The organism is Streptomyces bicolor, assembly GCF_000719285.1.
In the GTDB taxonomy this organism is placed as follows: domain Bacteria; phylum Actinomycetota; class Actinomycetes; order Streptomycetales; family Streptomycetaceae; genus Streptomyces; species Streptomyces bicolor.
This window is the reverse complement of record NZ_JOFS01000014.1, coordinates 16,808-31,963: the sequence shown is the minus strand read 5'-3', so window position 1 is coordinate 31,963 and position 15,156 is coordinate 16,808. Positions and strand designations below refer to the sequence as shown.

At 69.6% G+C, this 15,156-nt stretch carries 14 protein-coding genes and 1 pseudogene; 7 read left to right on the top strand and 8 right to left on the bottom strand.

Features of this window, described 5'->3' with window-relative positions; genetic code table 11:
- Positions 1 to 13: 13 nt before the first annotated feature.
- On the bottom strand, positions 14 to 1,168 hold the full coding sequence (locus IF78_RS0119660; protein ID WP_031483571.1) for a cystathionine gamma-synthase: 1,155 nt from the start codon (positions 1,166 to 1,168) through the stop codon (positions 14 to 16).
- Between the two features lie 176 nt (positions 1,169 to 1,344).
- On the opposite strand from IF78_RS0119660, the gene IF78_RS0119655 reads away from it, so the two are divergent.
- The 3 genes and pseudogenes from IF78_RS0119655 (at position 1,345) to IF78_RS0119645 (ending at position 3,781) form a co-directional block, all read left to right on the top strand.
- Positions 1,345 to 2,463: a hypothetical protein gene (locus IF78_RS0119655; protein WP_031483569.1), complete on the top strand. Its 1,119-nt coding sequence runs from the start codon at positions 1,345 to 1,347 to the stop codon at positions 2,461 to 2,463.
- A gap of 214 nt (positions 2,464 to 2,677) precedes the next feature.
- Positions 2,678 to 2,767 (top strand): annotated as a pseudogene (locus tag IF78_RS46250) (peptide-methionine (S)-S-oxide reductase MsrA); the annotation flags it as partial.
- A 33-nt stretch (positions 2,768 to 2,800) separates the two neighbouring features.
- Positions 2,801 to 3,781 carry a threonine ammonia-lyase gene (locus IF78_RS0119645; protein WP_031483567.1) on the top strand — a complete coding sequence of 327 codons (981 nt, stop codon included), beginning with the start codon at positions 2,801 to 2,803 and terminating at the stop codon, positions 3,779 to 3,781.
- A 79-nt stretch (positions 3,782 to 3,860) separates the two neighbouring features.
- Here IF78_RS0119645 and msrA read toward each other — a convergent pair whose 3' ends face one another.
- Positions 3,861 to 4,373: a peptide-methionine (S)-S-oxide reductase MsrA gene (gene msrA, locus IF78_RS0119640; RefSeq protein ID WP_031483564.1), complete on the bottom strand. Its 513-nt coding sequence runs from the start codon at positions 4,371 to 4,373 to the stop codon at positions 3,861 to 3,863.
- 237 nt (positions 4,374 to 4,610) lie between these two features.
- Positions 4,611 to 5,360 (bottom strand): helix-turn-helix domain-containing protein, encoded by a 750-nt coding sequence (locus IF78_RS0119635; RefSeq protein ID WP_037640851.1) that lies wholly within the window; start codon positions 5,358 to 5,360, stop codon positions 4,611 to 4,613.
- Between the two features lie 283 nt (positions 5,361 to 5,643).
- Here IF78_RS0119635 and IF78_RS0119630 point away from each other — a divergent pair, with 283 nt between their 5' ends.
- Together IF78_RS0119630 and IF78_RS0119625 are read left to right on the top strand one after the other, a co-directional pair.
- Positions 5,644 to 6,315 (top strand): DUF4097 family beta strand repeat-containing protein, encoded by a 672-nt coding sequence (locus tag IF78_RS0119630; RefSeq protein WP_031483560.1) that lies wholly within the window; start codon positions 5,644 to 5,646, stop codon positions 6,313 to 6,315.
- A gap of 105 nt (positions 6,316 to 6,420) precedes the next feature.
- On the top strand, positions 6,421 to 6,885 hold the full coding sequence (locus IF78_RS0119625) for an SRPBCC family protein (protein WP_031483559.1): 465 nt from the start codon (positions 6,421 to 6,423) through the stop codon (positions 6,883 to 6,885).
- A gap of 178 nt (positions 6,886 to 7,063) precedes the next feature.
- On the opposite strand, the gene IF78_RS0119620 is transcribed toward IF78_RS0119625, so the two are convergent.
- Positions 7,064 to 7,999 carry a helix-turn-helix domain-containing protein gene (locus IF78_RS0119620; protein ID WP_031483556.1) on the bottom strand — a complete coding sequence of 312 codons (936 nt, stop codon included), beginning with the start codon at positions 7,997 to 7,999 and terminating at the stop codon, positions 7,064 to 7,066.
- 193 nt (positions 8,000 to 8,192) lie between these two features.
- Here IF78_RS0119620 and IF78_RS0119615 point away from each other — a divergent pair, with 193 nt between their 5' ends.
- Entirely contained in the window at positions 8,193 to 9,236 is a 1,044-nt protein-coding gene (locus tag IF78_RS0119615; protein WP_031483554.1) for an NAD(P)-dependent alcohol dehydrogenase, read from the top strand.
- Positions 9,237 to 9,356: 120 nt separating this feature from the next.
- On the opposite strand, the gene IF78_RS48480 is transcribed toward IF78_RS0119615, so the two are convergent.
- Entirely contained in the window at positions 9,357 to 9,500 is a 144-nt protein-coding gene (locus IF78_RS48480; protein ID WP_158751436.1) for a hypothetical protein, read from the bottom strand.
- A 134-nt stretch (positions 9,501 to 9,634) separates the two neighbouring features.
- On the opposite strand from IF78_RS48480, the gene IF78_RS0119605 reads away from it, so the two are divergent.
- On the top strand, positions 9,635 to 10,018 hold the full coding sequence (locus IF78_RS0119605; protein WP_031483552.1) for a VOC family protein: 384 nt from the start codon (positions 9,635 to 9,637) through the stop codon (positions 10,016 to 10,018).
- A 13-nt stretch (positions 10,019 to 10,031) separates the two neighbouring features.
- Here IF78_RS0119605 and IF78_RS0119600 read toward each other — a convergent pair whose 3' ends face one another.
- The 3 genes from IF78_RS0119600 to IF78_RS0119590 form a co-directional block, all read right to left on the bottom strand.
- Complete coding sequence (locus IF78_RS0119600; RefSeq protein WP_031483550.1) at positions 10,032 to 10,802, bottom strand: group II truncated hemoglobin; 771 nt, start codon at positions 10,800 to 10,802, stop codon at positions 10,032 to 10,034.
- A 144-nt stretch (positions 10,803 to 10,946) separates the two neighbouring features.
- Positions 10,947 to 14,258, bottom strand: a complete 3,312-nt coding sequence (locus IF78_RS0119595) for a S8 family peptidase (RefSeq protein ID WP_031483549.1) — start codon at positions 14,256 to 14,258, stop codon at positions 10,947 to 10,949.
- A gap of 194 nt (positions 14,259 to 14,452) precedes the next feature.
- Positions 14,453 to 15,136 carry an ABC transporter ATP-binding protein gene (locus tag IF78_RS0119590; protein ID WP_031483547.1) on the bottom strand — a complete coding sequence of 228 codons (684 nt, stop codon included), beginning with the start codon at positions 15,134 to 15,136 and terminating at the stop codon, positions 14,453 to 14,455.
- Between the last annotated feature and the right edge of the window lie 20 nt (positions 15,137 to 15,156).

The window sequence follows — 15,156 nt, the reverse complement described above, 5'->3', positions numbered from 1 at the left end:
GGGCCCGCGTGGGCTAGCCGAGCGCCTGCTGGAGGTCCTCCAGGAGGTCGTCGACGTTCTCGATGCCCACGGAGAGACGGACGAGGTCGGCCGGCACCTCCAGGGCGGAGCCGGCCGCCGACGCGTGCGTCATGCGTCCCGGGTGCTCGATGAGGGACTCGACACCGCCCAGGGACTCGCCGAGCGTGAAGATCTTGGCGCGGTTGCAGACCTCGACGGCCGCCTCCTCGCCGCCGGTGACCTGGAAGGAGATCATGCCTCCGAACGCCCGCATCTGCTTGGCGGCGACCTCGTGACCGGGGTGCTCGGGCAGGCCCGGGTACAGAACGCTCGTCACGCGCGCGTGCCGGGTGAGCATGTCGGCGATCTTCGTGGCGTTCTCGCTGTGCCGGTCCATGCGCACCGACAGCGTCTTGGTGCCGCGCAGCACCAGCCAGGAGTCGAAGGGCCCGGCGACCGCGCCCATCGCGTTCTGGTGGAAGGCCAGTTCGTCGCCCAGGTCCGGGTCACTGACGACCAGCGCCCCGCCGACGACATCGGAGTGCCCGCCCATGTACTTGGTCAGGGAGTGCACCACGACGTCCGCGCCGAGGGACAGCGGCTGCTGCAGATACGGCGTGGCGAAGGTGTTGTCGACGACCAGCTTCGCGCCCGCGTCCCGGGCGATCTGGGCGACGGCGGCGATGTCGGTGATGCCGAGCAGCGGGTTGGAGGGGGTCTCCACCCACACGACCTTGGTCTTCGGGGTGATGGCGGCTCGTACGGCGGACGGATCGCCGGTGTCGGCGACCGACCACTCCACCCCCCACCGCGCGACGACCTTCGCGAACAGCCGGAACGTACCGCCGTACGCGTCATTGGGGATGACCACGTGGTCGCCGGGGCTGAGCAGCGTACGCAACAGGCAGTCCTCGGCCGCCAGTCCGGACGCGAACGCAAGGCCGCGGCGGCCGCCCTCCAGGGCGGCGAGGTTCTCCTCCAGGGCGGTCCTGGTCGGGTTGGCGCTACGGCTGTACTCGTAGCCGCCGCGCAGGCCGCCGACGCCGTCCTGCTTGTAGGTCGAGACCTGGTAGATCGGCGGGACGACCGCACCGGTGAGGGGGTCCGCCGTGTTGCCCGCGTGGATGGCGAGCGTCTCGAAGTGCTGACTGATGTGCCTGTCACTCATGTGCACCGAGCGTAGTGCGCGGACGGGGCGGATGCCGCCCGCTGGTGGGTTGCCCGGTGTGAGGGGGGCTGGGCGGGGGTGGATCGCGCGGCCCGGCGCCGGCGGGATGCCCCCGTTTTTCCACAGGTCACCCACCTCGTTGGCCAATTGTCGGCGGCGTCTGGAACGCTGGAGGCATGGAGATTCTCTGGGTCCTGATCGCGCTCGTCATGCTCGGCTTCGTGGTGCTGCCGTTCATGAGGCGCAGGCGGGGCATGATCGAGCAGGTCCCGCCGGGCCACCCGGACGCCGCGGACCCGGCGAACTACGGCTTCGTCCGGCAGGAGGAGCTGGACATCCGCATGCCCGGCCCCGACCAGGACCTGCTGGACGTCCTGGACCTGGTGCAGCGCACCCAGGACTACCGCGCGGCCTCGCAGCTGCTGGCCGGCACGGAGGCGGAGGGCGAGCTGCGCTGGCAGCGCGTACAGGCCTTCGCCGGCGCCGCGTCGCTGGAGCTGCAGCAGCGCCCGGGCGGCGTCAGCGAGTCGCCGGGCGGGCAGTGGCTGCGGGTGTGGCGGTCCGAGCAGCCCAAGGACGCGGGCGGCGCGGCCGTGCACGCGGAGTTCCTGGTGCAGCAGGCGTGGCGCACGGCGACGCCGGGCACGGACGAGTTCCGGATCATCATGGAGGAGGCGAAGTCGGCGTGCTCGGACGCGGCGCTGCTCGCCCCCGGTGACCCGATCCCGTACATCATCGAGCTGTCGGTGGCCCGTGGACTGGCCTACCCCCGGCCGGAGTTCGAGCAGCTCTGGCTGAAGATCCTGGACCGCGCCCCCGCCCACATGGGCGCACACCTGGCGGCCCTGCACTACTGGTGCGAGAAGTGGCACGGCTCGCGCGACCAGGCCTACGACTTCGCGGAGGCCGCGGCGGCCCGCGCACCCCAGGGCTCCCTCCTCGCCGCCATGCCGCTGTTCGCGGTGTTCGAGCACATGCCCGACCTGAACCTGGTCCGCGGCTTCTACCAGAGCGAGGTCGTGACGAAGGCGATCCACGGCGCGCTGTTCGCGGTGCACGCGGCCCGCCCCGACGACCCGATGCTGGCGCACGTACGTCATCTGCTGCTCTTCTTCCTGGTCCGCGGCGAGCGCTGGGCCGAGGCCATGAACCAGCTGATACACGTCGACGGTCATGTCGGCGCCCTCCCCTGGACCCTGTCCGGCGACCCGGCCGCCGAGTTCGCGGTCTACCGCGCGCTGGCGGTGGCGGGCTACGAGGCGAACGGCGGCAGCCCGGCGACACTCCCGCACTGATCCACGCAGGCACACCGCGGGGCGTCTCAGCCGGCCGCACGGGCGGCGGCGACCAGGGCCAGACGACTCCGCCGGACGTTGAACGGGGTACGCCGGCGCGGACGTATCCCGTCGGCGTACCGCACGAGCAGGCGCTGCAGGGCCGCACGGAGCCCGCCTTCTCGGTCCCCGACCGCCACACCCCGGAGCAGGCGAAGACGGCCGAGGCCTCCCGCAGTACCCGGACAAGAACCCGGCGGGGTACTGCGGGATCGGCGGGACCGGTGTCTCCTGCCCCATCGGCGTCGCTCCCGCTGCGGGCTGAGCGACAGTGCCGGCGGCGCTACGCTGCTGATTCATGCAGGAGACGCGCCTCGACACCGCTCGGATCCGGGCGGCTCGCCAGGTGATCGACCCGATGTTCCTCGACACTCCGCTGTACCGCTGCGAGGCGCTGGAGCCCGGCCTCGGGTGCAGGGTGAGCATCAAGCTCGAAACGGCGAACCCGGTCCGCAGCTTCAAGGCCCGCGGGACCGAGCTGGTTGCGAGCCTGCTCGCCGACAATGGCTCGCGAGCCGTGGTGTGCGCCAGCGCGGGCAACCTCGGCCAAGCCCTCGCTTGGTCCGGCCGCGGCCGGGGGCTCGACGTCACCGTCGTGGCATCCCGCTTCGCGACCGCGGCCAAGCTTGATCGCATCCGCGCACTGGGCGCCGGGTTGGAGCTGGTGGACGGCGACCACGAGATGGCTCGCGAGCGGGCGGCGGCCATCGCGCGCCATGACGGCATCCGGCTGCTCGAGGACAGCCTGGACATCGAGACCTGCGAGGGCGCGGCGACCATCGGCCTGGAACTGCTGGACGCCGCGCCGTCGTTCGACGCCGTCCTGATCGCTCTCGGCGGCGGGGCACTGGCCACCGGTGTGGGACATGTGGTGAAGGCCTTGGCGCCCGAAGTCGAGGTGATCTGCGTCCAGCCGCTGGGCGCACCGGCGTTGACACGCTCGTGGCACCAGCGCCGCGTGGTCACCACCGACTCGACCGACACCATCGCTGACGGCGTCGCCGGCCGGTGTCCCATCCCGGCCGTCCTGGACGACCTCCTCCTGGTCGCCGACGACGCCGTCCTCGTCCAGGAGGCGTCGATCATCGCCGGTATGCGGATGCTCCTCGACCACGCGGGCCTCGTCGTCGAACCGTCGGCCGCGCTCGGCGTCGCGGCGATCCTCGAAGACCCTGACCGCTTCGCCGACCGCCACGTGGTCGTCATCGTGTGCGGCGGCAACGTCGACGTTGACGCCTATCGCCGCTGGGTCTGTGCGGCTCCCAGCCACCAGTCTTGACCATTGCTTTTCAACAGCCAGGGCATCTGCGGCCGGTCGGCTTCCGCCGTTCCGCCGTTCCGCCCTGGCCGCCTCTCGGTCAGCCCTCCGCGCGGGCGGGCAGCCGCCATCCCGGGCGCGGGAAGTGGCAGGTGTAGCCGTCCGGGTATCGCTCCAGGTAGTCCTGGTGCTCGGGCTCGGCCTCCCAGAAGGGGCCGACCGGCTCCACCTCGGTGACGACCTTGCCGGGCCACAGGCCGGAGGCGTCCACATCCGCGATCGTGTCCTCGGCGATCCGCTTCTGCTCGTCGTCCACGTAGTAGATCGCCGAGCGGTAGCTGAGGCCGATGTCATTGCCCTGGCGGTTCTTGGTGCTCGGGTCGTGGATCTGGAAGAAGAACTCCAGGATCGCGCGGAAATCGGTCTTCGCGGGGTCGAAAAGGATCTCAATGGCCTCAGCGTGCGTGCCATGGTTACGGTACGTCGCGTTCGGCACGTCGCCCCCGGTGTATCCGACCCGGGTCGCCGTCACGCCCGGGAGCCGGCGGATCAGGTCCTGCATCCCCCAGAAACATCCGCCGGCCAGCACGGCCCTCTGCGTCTGCGCAGACATTGCGACCCTCCATTGATCTCAGCATGCCGACTCGGGCTCTCGGCTCACACCATCTGCATCCGATGCCCACCCTCCTCAACGCACGAGGGCTCCTGGCGATTCCGTCCCCGCCCAGTCCGTCCAGTCCGTCCAGTCCGTCCAGTCGGCCCTGAGGTCCCTTTCCGTCCGCAACCAACGGAACTCGCCCGCTACTCCTTCCAGTTCGGAGTAGGACTGCCAGCACGTCCGGCGACCGTCCTACCGCCGGCCATCGGTGCCATGGTCATCGTGCGTCGTTTCGGGTTTCGTGTGGAGGATTTCGCGAGCCTGTTCCGCGGCACGGACGATGCTCTCGGAGATGAAGTCGACGAATCGGGCGATGTTCTCGAGGCGGGCGGCGGCCGGGGTGCCGGGGCCGAGGACGCCGACGCCCTGCCGTGCGGTCTCGCCGAGGTGGGCGGTGGCACGGGCGCTGGCCATCGTCGATTGGTACATGACGTCGTCGTCGACGATGTAGCGCTCGCGGCGACGTTCGTCGCGTTCCCGGCGGACGAGACCCTGACTCTCGAGGAACGCGATCGCCTTGGAGACCGTCGCCGGGCTGACCTGGAGGCGCTGGACGAGGCCGGCCGCGGTGAGGCTGCCCGCGTCGGTGGTGTAGAGGCAGGTCAGCACACGGGCCGTCATCTTGGGCAGGCCCGATTGCATGCAGACGGTGGTGAGCATCTCCTCGTACTCGCGCACGGCCTCGGCGTCACGCCCGTGGGGCTGCGCGGACGCGTTCGGGTCCCTGGGCGCGGCCTGCCTGCGGCGGTGGGCGCGGTGTTCGGTGGCGCGGTGGGCTAGGTCCGCGCGGTAGCCGACGGGGCCGCCGTTGCGCATGACCTCGCGGGTGATGGTCGAGGTCGGGCGATCCAGGCGTCTGGCGATCTCCGCGTAGGCGAGGCCGTCGGCCAGTCCCAGCGCGATCTGCTGACGTTCCTGCTGGGTGAGCCTGCCTCCCGGCATCGCGGTCTCCTTCGTGGTCCGTGGCGTCTGCAGCATAGCGTTCACAACCAATCCATTGCAACGAAGCCAGGCAGTGCCCGTTGCGTTAGATTCAAATTCATTGCAACGATTTCTCGGCTTTTACCTGCGCTGATCGCAATTTAACGCAACAAGCTTGTTGCCTCATCTATGAACGCAACGTAGCGTTTTCGTCATCGGAAACGACGACGGGCCGCACCGGCCCCGCGACGCAGCTGCAGACGCAGATGCACATTCAGCAGATGCACATTCAAAGGAGCGCACGATGCAGAAGTTCGACTCTCCCGCCCAGGTGACCGCCGTCCTGGACATCCCCGCCGGCCGCATCCAGCTCATCGCCGCCGACCGCGCCGACACCACCGTCGAGGTCCTGCCCGCCAACGCCGCCAAGAGCCGCGACGTCAAGACCGCCGAGCAGATCGAGGTCAGCTACCGCGACGGCGTCCTGCGCATCGAGACCCCGCAGGCGAACAACCGGCTCCTCGGACACTCCGGCGCCGTCGAGGTGACGGTCCAGCTGCCCGTCGGCTCCCGCGTCCAGGCCACGGCCGGCGCCGCCGAACTGCGCGGCGTCGGACGCCTCGGCGACGTCACCCTCGACGGCGGCTACCGCTCGGTCAAGCTCGACGAGGCCGCCGGCGCCCACCTCACCGCCCACGACGGCGAGATCACCATCGGCCGCCTCACCGGTCCCGCCGAGATCAGCGCCCAAAGGGGCGACATCCAGATCACCGAGGCCGTACGCGGCACCCTCACCCTGCGCACCCAGCAGGGCGACATCACCGTCGGCGCCGCCCGCGGAGTCTCCGCCTCCCTCGACGCCGGCACCACCTACGGCCGCATCCACAACACCCTCACCAACACCGACGGCCCCGACGCCGCCCTGACCATCCACGCGACCACCGACCACGGCGACATCACCGCCCGCAGCCTGTAGGTGCGGGTGGGTACGCAGGGCATACGCGGACCGCGGCGCCGGCAGAGCACGGTCGTCGCCTCGGCCGTCGAGCGATTGTCAGACCCTGCTGCTTTCATGGGTGGCATGACCAGCAGAAGCGTCCTCGTGGAGCGGCGTATCGCCGCGGGCCAGGGGCCCGTGTGGGAGGCTCTCACCGATCTTCGGGGCATGGAGCGGGTGCTCAGCGGTGTCTCGAAGGTCGACGTGATCACGGAGGGGGCGTTCGGTGTCGGGACTCGGTGGCGGGAGACCCGGCGGATGTTCGGCAAGGAGGCCACCGAGGAGATGTGGGTGACCGCCTGCGAACCGCCCGAGAGCTATGTGGTGGAGGCCGAGTCGCACGGCACCCACTACATCTCGGAGTGGGTGCTACGGGCGGACGGGCCATCGGCGACGACGGTCCGGATGACCTTCACGGCCGAGGCCTCCGGCGGCGTCACGGGCCTGCTCGCCAGGATTCTGGGCGGCCTGGGGTCGCGGGCGGTGAGCAAGGCGATCGCCAAGGACCTGGACGAGGTCGCCTCGGCGGTCGAGGGACGCAGCCGCTGAAAGGGAGCGGGCGGTCGGCGTCGGTGAGCAGCGCACCGTCGGCGCCGCGTACGTCGGCGGAGCGTAGCCGGACGGTTCCCCTACACCCTCAGCCGACCCCACCCACTCACATGGCCACACGCACTCACGTGACCCCATACACTCACGCGCCCCCATACCCTCACACTGCCCCGCACATCTACGGCGCCGAGGTCCCCGTCCCCGCCTTCGTCGCATCCGCCCCCCAGCTCGCCAGCAACCGCAACGCCTCCGCCGACGGCGACCCCGGCTCCGCGTGGTAGGTGATCAGGACCTGCTCCGTGCCGTCGGACAGACGGAACGACTCGAAGTTCAGGGTCAGTTCGCCCACCAGGGGATGCCGGATGTGCTTGACGCCGTACGTCTTCTCCTTGACGTCATGCGTGGCCCACAGCCGTCGGAACTCCTCGCTCTTGACGGAGAGTTCGCCGACCAGGGCGGACAGGCGCGGGTCGTCCGGGTGGCAGCCCGCGTCCATGCGCAGATAGCTGACCATGTCGGACGCCTTCTGGTCCCACTCCACGAACAGCTCGCGGTACTCGGGCCTCAGGAACACCAGCCGAGCCCAGTTCCGCTCCTGCACCGGCAGCTCCGACCAGTCGCCGAAGACGGCCGCCGCCATCCGGTTCCAGGCGAGGATGTCCGACCGCCGGCCCGTGACGTATGCGGGCACCCCCTCGATCGAGTCCAGCAGCTGCGCCAGCGCCGGCCGCACCTGCTCCGCCCGCGCCGCCGGCTTCTTCTTGTGCTGCTTCGGCTTCGCGAGGTGCGTGAGGTGGGCGTGCTCGGCGTCGCTGAGCCGCAGCGCCCTAGCGATCGCGTCGAGGACCTCCGCCGAGACGTTCCGCCCGTTGCCCTGCTCCAGGCGCGTGTAGTACGCCACGGACACCCCGGCCAGCTGCGCCAGCTCCTCGCGTCGCAGCCCGGGCACCCTGCGGTGCCGCCCGAAGTCCGGCAACCCGACGTCCTCGGGCTTCAGCCGGGCACGCCGGGTGCGCAGAAACTCGCTGAGTTCGGCGCGCCGGTCCAGGCCGGCACCGGTGTCGGCGGCGGTACCGGCGGAGGGCCCCGTCGCGGATTCGGGCTTTTCGTCCATGCACTCCAGTATTCCCGGTCGTACGCACACGAGCCTGACCCCGTCAGTGGTAGGACCGGCGAACGTACGAAAACCCGAGGTCTGGGTAGCTCCGCAGCCCTTCGGCAGGCTTGACGACGTGCCCGGACGGAAGCAGGACCAGCAGGACCAGACCAGAAGGCAGCCGGGCGCGAACCCCCTAGGAGATCCCGGCATGACCACCGTTGCCGCATACGCAGCACCCGCCGCAAAGGCTCCGCTGGAGCGCACCACCATCGAGCGCCGTGAGGTCGGCGAGTTCGACGTCCTGATCGACATCAAGTTCGCCGGTATCTGCCACTCCGACATCCACCAGGCCCGGGAGGGCTGGGGCGAGGCGATCTTCCCGATGGTCCCCGGCCACGAGATCGCCGGCGTGGTGTCCGAGGTCGGTCCGGGTGTGACGAAGTACAAGGTCGGCGACCGCGTGGGCGTCGGCTGTCTGGTCGACTCCTGCCGTGAGTGCGAGAACTGCAAGGCAGGGCAGGAGCAGTACTGCCTGAACGGGAGCATCGGCCCCACGTACAACGCCATCGGCCGGGACGGCACGCCCAACTACGGCGGCTACTCGCAGAAGATCGTCGTCGACGAGGGCTACGTCGTCCGCATCCCCGACGGCCTGTCCCTGGACGTCGCCGCACCGCTGCTGTGCGCCGGCATCACCCTCTACTCCCCGCTGAAGCGCTGGAACGCCGGCCCCGGCAAGAAGGTCGCGATCCTCGGCATGGGCGGCCTCGGCCACATGGGCGTGAAGATCGCGCACGCCCTCGGCGCCGAGGTGACGGTGCTTTCGCAGTCCCTGCGCAAGCAGGAGGACGGCCTCAAGCTGGGGGCCGACCACTACTACGCCACCAGCGACCCGAAGACCTTCGAGGAGCTTCGCGGCACGTTCGACCTGATCGTGTCCACGGTGTCGGCCCCGCTGGACTTCAACGCCTACCTGACGCTGCTGAAGACGGAGGGCGCGCTGGTGAACGTGGGCGCCCCCGAGGAGCCGATCTCCCTCAACCTCTTCTCCGTGATCGGCGGCGGCAAGACCCTCGCCGGCTCGATGATCGGCGGCATCGCCGAGACGCAGGAGATGCTGGACTTCTGCGCGGGGCACGACTTCGGCGCCGAGATCGAGCTCATCCGCGCCGACCAGATCAACGAGGCGTACGAGCGGGTGCTCAGCAGCGATGTGCGGTACCGGTTCGTGATCGACACGGCGACGATCTGATACAGCGCTCGGACAGGACGATCTGACACGGCGAGGATCCGATACGTCGACCGCTGACGCCGATGGCCTGAACGGCCGCCGATGACCGAGGGGCCCCGGAGCCGCACTGCTCCGGGGCCCTCAGCGTGTCGCCGTACGGCGCCCCAGCAGCCACAGCGGATACGGCCCGCCGACGCGCGCGGTGAGCCCGAGCCGCACCCGGTCGACCCGTACCTGGATTAGCGCGGCCGCGCCGAGTCCCCCGAGGACGGACACGAGGGGCACGGAACGAGCAACTCCGGAGGCCGAGCACCGGAGGAGTACGGCCACCCCCTCCCTGCGACCGATGTGCCGCGCGACAGCGCTGCCTAGCGTGAAAGCAGGCCAGTCCGAACCGTGCACACGAGGAGGCAGCCCCGATGACCGTCCAGCTCAACCACACCATCGTCGCCGCGCACGACAAGAAGGCGTCGGCCCGGTTCCTCGCCGACATCCTGGGCCTTCAGGTGAGCCCGCAGTACGGTCCGTTCATCCCGGTCGAGATCCCCAACGGCGTGACCTTGGACTACCTGGAGTCCCCCGGCGACATCACGCCGCAGCACTACGCGTTCCTGGTGTCGGAGGACGACTTCGACACGATCTTCGGCCGGATCCGGGAGGCCGGCCTGACGTACTGGGCCGACCCCTTCCACAGTCACCCCGGCGAGATCAACCGCAACGACGGCGGCCGCGGCGCCTATTTCGAGGACCCGAACGGCCACAACCTGGAGATCCTGACGAGGCCGTACGGCAGCGGCGCCTGACGTACCGCCGCCGTCATCCCCGGTAGGGCGGTGCGGCCCCCCAGTTCCACTTCGGCACCGGCTGCTCCGCCGGCGGCGCCGCGTCCGGGCCGGAGAAGTACACCGCCAGCCGCGTACCCCACTCCACATACGCCAGGAACGCCGAGCGGAACTCCGCGTCCGTCGGCAGGCCCGCCTCGTCGGCGGCGTCCTGGATGAGGTTGACCCAGCGGCGGCGCTGCGGCTCGGTGATCCCCCGGCCCAGGTGCTTGGCGACCATGTGGCCGTGGCCGCCCTGGGTCTCGGAGTAGGCGGGCGGGCCGCCGAAGACCTCGCCGAGCCAGAGCGCCACGTGTTCCGCGTGGTGCGGGTCCAGGTTGGCGAACAGCGGGGCCAGCAGGTCGTCCTTGCGGACCTTGTCGTAGAAGGCCGACGTCAGGCGGGAGAACGCCTCCGCCCCGCCCGCCCAGGCATACAGCGTCGGCGCCGAGGCGCCCGCGCCGCGCACCACCGTCGGCTTGTAGTGGCGCATCTCCTCGATGTGCGTGATGTACGGCCGGATCTCGGCGAGGAAGTCGGGGAACAGCTCCGACTTGCGGAAGCCCTCCAGGTGGTCCTCCGTCGACGTCCAGGTGATGCGCAGGACGAAGTGCTCGAAGTCCTCCTCGCAGCGGGCGAGTTCATAGTCGACGCAGTGCGGGGAGGCGGCCAGTTGGGCCGCGGCCCGGGTGTAGGCGGCGAGGAACTCCGCCGACTTCTGCTCGGGGATGCGGTACCGGATGTATTCCACCGTGTGAGCCGTCATGGCCTCACGGAAACACGAAAACCGACCGGACGCTCGCCCTCCGCCGCTTCCGGCCTCAGACAACCGCCCCGGCCGACGCCCGCATCGCACACGAGAGCCCCACCGGAGGCGGCACCTCCGGCGGGGCTCTCGCTCAGGGACCTGTTACTTCCCGTAGTACGCGTTGTAGATCGAGATCGTCGACTTGTTGCCCTTCTTGTCGGCGACCTTGGCGTGGAAGGAGATGGCCTTCCCCTTCGCCGGGTTCTTCACGGTGATCTTGCCGTTCTTGACGTCGACCTTCTTCCAGGTCTGCCCGTAGTCGTACGACACGTACACGTGCAGCGACTTGAGGTTGCTGCCCGCGGCCGAGCCCACGACGGTGACCGGGAACGTCACCTTCTTGTCGGCCTCGACCCGGCTGTCCAGGCCCGTCTTGGCGTTGAAGCGGACCGTGGACGCGGGGAGCATGACCCGCTCGGCGGCCGGCTTCTTGGAGCGGAAGGTCCAGCTCGCGTCGATCCGCGTGGACGCGGCCGCGACCTTGACGCTCCGCTTGACCGAGGTCGTCAGCTTGTACTCGGCGTCCCCGACCGGGACCTTGAACGTCTCGCTGCCGAACAGCGGGTCCTGGTTGGTGCCGATCTTGGTGCCGTTGCGGTACAGGCTGGTGGTGACCGAGGTGAAGTCGGACGAGCCCGCGTGCTTGCTGCCGTCGGCGAACAGCGGCAGGAAGCCGTAGATCTCGTTGCCCTCGCGGATCAGGCCGTAGTCCTTGTTGATGTGCGGGCCGAAGACCGCTGTGTTGAAGGTCTTCGAGTAGCTCTGGCCGCCCTTGAAGGTCTGCGGGTCACCCAGGATGTAGTACGCGTCGACGATCGGGAAACCGTCCGCGTCCTTGCCGGCGTACTGCTCGAAGTCGAGGGTCCACTTGATCTTGTCGGACGTCGACAGGTACACCGTCCGCGAACCGGGCAGCTTCTGCTCGATCGGCGTGCTGAGCGCGGCCTCCTCGGGGAAGATGCCGACCGGGAGCAGCGCGCCCGTCTTGTTCGGGGCCGAGGCGCCGAGGCTGTTCTTCACCTTGGCGAGCTCGCCCGCCTTGAAGTGGCGGACCTTGTGGCCCTGGATCTTCTTGACCTTGGCGGTGGTGGCGACGTCGTACTCGGTGCCGGCGCCCTTGGTCCACTGGCCGTTCCAGGTCTGGCTCAGACCGCTCGCGACCTCCGGACCGACGTGCGCCATCCGCAGGTCGGCGAAGGAGTCGAGGCCGACGCCGACGCCGACGGCCGCCGCGTCGTAGAAGTAGTTGCTGGCGGCGAACACCTGCTTGGCCTGCGCGTCCGGCACGGTGATGTCGGCGCTCTTGGCCGTCCGGGCGTCGATGGTCACCGAGGTGTTCTTGGTGACGCTCAGCTTCGGCTGGACCAGCCAGTCGAGGCCGCCCTCCAGGTTCACCCAGTCCTTGGCGATCCAGGCGTCCAGCAGGTACGTGCCCTTGGGCAGCCGCATCTTGGTGGTGCCGGACTCGGCGAGCGGCACCTCGTAGAGGCGGTCCTTCGCCAGGTCCGAGTAGCCGAACAGGGCGGTGTTGTACTCGGGGGCCGGCTTGCCGTCCTGGCCGATGTGCTTGACGGTGACGTCGTACGACTCCACCTCACGCTGCACCGCGGCGGCCGTACGGACGCTCTGCCCGCCGCCCGTCGCCGTCACATACGCGCTGTAGGCGCCGTCGACCGTGCCGCCCAGCTTGGTGTTGACGGTCATGTCGACGGAGGCCTTGCCGCCCGCCGGGACCGTCACCTTCGTCGCGCCGAGCTTGAAGAAGCCCGCGGGAGCCGGCTGGCCCTTGGGGTTGGTGGCCGTGGCGGACAGCGTCAGCTCGACGTCCTTCGTACCGAGGTTGCGGTACGTCAGTCCCTTGGTGACCGGCGTGTCGTCGGTGTGCGGCCAGGCCTGCGTGCCGAAGCTCACCGACACCGGGTCGGCGATCACGGTCTGCTTGATGGCCTTGTCGACCTGGATACGGCCCGAACCCTGCTCGAACGGCGTGTACTTGCCGCCCTTGGTGGAACCGGTCAGTGCGCCCTTGAGCTCGGCGTACGTCCAGTCCGGGTGCTGCTGCTTGAGGATCGCCGCCGCGCCCGCGACATGCGGGGTCGCCATGGACGTACCGTCGATGGTCAGGTAGCCGGGCGGGTTCTCGCCGACCTCCTGCTCGATGAGGCTGCCCTTGGCGGACGCGGCGGTGATGGCCACGCCCGGCGCGGTGACGTCCGGCTTGATGGCGCCGTCGCCGAGCCGCGGGCCGGTGCTGGACCAGGGGGCGAGGACGTCCTTGTCGTCGACGGCGCCGACGGTGAGCGCGGCCTCGGCGCTGCCCGGCGAACCGACCGTCTCCGGCCCGGAGTTGCCCGCCGCGATGGCGAACAGGATCCCCTTCTCGGCGGACAGTTTATTGACCGCCGCCTCCAGCGGGTCGATCTCCGGCGTGTCCATGCCGCCGAGGCTGAGGTTGACGACCTGGGCGCCCTGCTCGGCGGCCCACTCCATGCCGGCGAGGATGCCGGAGTCGTCGCCGAAGCCCTCGTCGTCGAGGACCTTGCCGTTGAGGATGTCGGCGCCGGGCGCCACACCCTTGTACTTGCCGCCCGACTTGGCACCGGTGCCGGCCGCGATGGACGCGACGTGAGTGCCGTGGCCGACCTTGTCCTCCGCGGAGGTGGACGGCGTGAAGTTCTTGGCGGCGATCACCTGGTCCTTGAGGTCCGGGTGGGTCGCGTCGACGCCGGTGTCCAGGACGGCGATCTTGACGCCCTTGCCGTCGTAGCCGGCCTCCCACGCCTTGGGGGCGCCGATCTGCGGCACGGACTTGTCGAGGCTGGCCTCGCGGACGCCGTCGAGCCAGACGTGCGCGATGCCGGAGGCCGCCCTGTCGCCGTTGGTGAGCGCGTCCCACAGTTCGGGCGCGTCCTGTTGCGGGGTCTGCACCGCGTCCGCGTTCAGGGACTTCAGGGTCCGGCGCAGCGTGCCCGCGTCGCGGACGTCCGCCTTGGCGCCGGCGGCGGCGCCCTTGTAGCCGACGATGACCTTCAGACCCTTGGCCTGGGAGGCGCGGGTGGCGGACTTGGTCAGCTCGGTGATGTCGAACAGCCGCTGGTCGAGCTTGCCGGTGGCGACCAGGCGGACCGCGTCGGCCGGGATGACGAGCGTGCGCCCGTCGACCTTGCGTATCTGTACGGGTATGTGCTCGCGCCCCTTCGCCCGCTCCAGGCCGACCACACGGCCCTTGGAGTCGACGGAGACCCGGTCACCCGTGATCAGGGTGATGCGGTGGGGGGACGCGATGGAAGCGGCGGCGCTTGACGCGCGCTGCTCCGGTTCGGCCGACGCCGGGCTGGTCATGCCCGCGGCGAGGGCGACGGCGGCCGCCGTGGCGACAGAGGCCGCGCATGCTCTTTTGAATTGTCTGCGCAAGTTTCCCCCTTGCAGAAGGTCCGGGCGAATTACCCGTTCACCCGGCCGGGGGAGATCCCGTACGCATGCTCGTCACCCCCCGGAATACGCAGTATGCCGAGGGGTGATCAGGCTCTCAATAGTTGAGAGGGAGGCAAGAAGCACGCCGGCCGGCTGTTACGTGACGGCGTGAACTCCGTTACAGAATCGTCGAGTTACGCCCCAGCGTTCTCCTTGACACTGATGCGTCCCTTGCGGATCGTCGCCAGCCGGGGGGCCTTGCTCGCGATCGCCGAGTCGTGGGTGACCATGACGAAGGTCAACCCGAGCTCTTTCCACATGCGTTCGAGTACGTCCATGATCTCGTCGCGCATCGACTCGTCCAGGTTTCCGGTGGGTTCGTCGGCGAGCAGTACCTTCGGCTCCTTGACCAGGGCGCGGGCGATGGCGACGCGCTGCTGCTGGCCGCCGGACATCTCGGACGGAAGATGGCCGAGCCGCTCGCCGAGCCCGACCGACTTCAGCGCATCGGCGGCCCGTTCGCGCCGTTCCTTGGTCTTGACGCCGAGGGGGACGAGGGCGGTCTCGACGTTCTCCTGGGCGGTGAGGGTGGGGATGAGATTGAACGACTGGAACACGAACCCGATGTTCTCGCTGCGGACCTTTGTCAGCCGGGTCTCGGAGAGCTTGGCCAGGTCGGTGCCGTCGAGAACGACCTCACCTTCGGTGGGCCGGTCCAGGCCGCCGAGCATCTGGAGGAGGGTGGACTTGCCGCCGCCGGTGGGGCCCTGGATGACGAGACGGTCCCCGTCGGCGATGGTGAGGTCGACGCCGTCGAGGGCGTGGACGGTGTCCTTGCCTCGGGGGTAGCGCTTGGTGACGCTTCTGAGTTCGTACATGGTGGGTTGCTCCTGGGAGA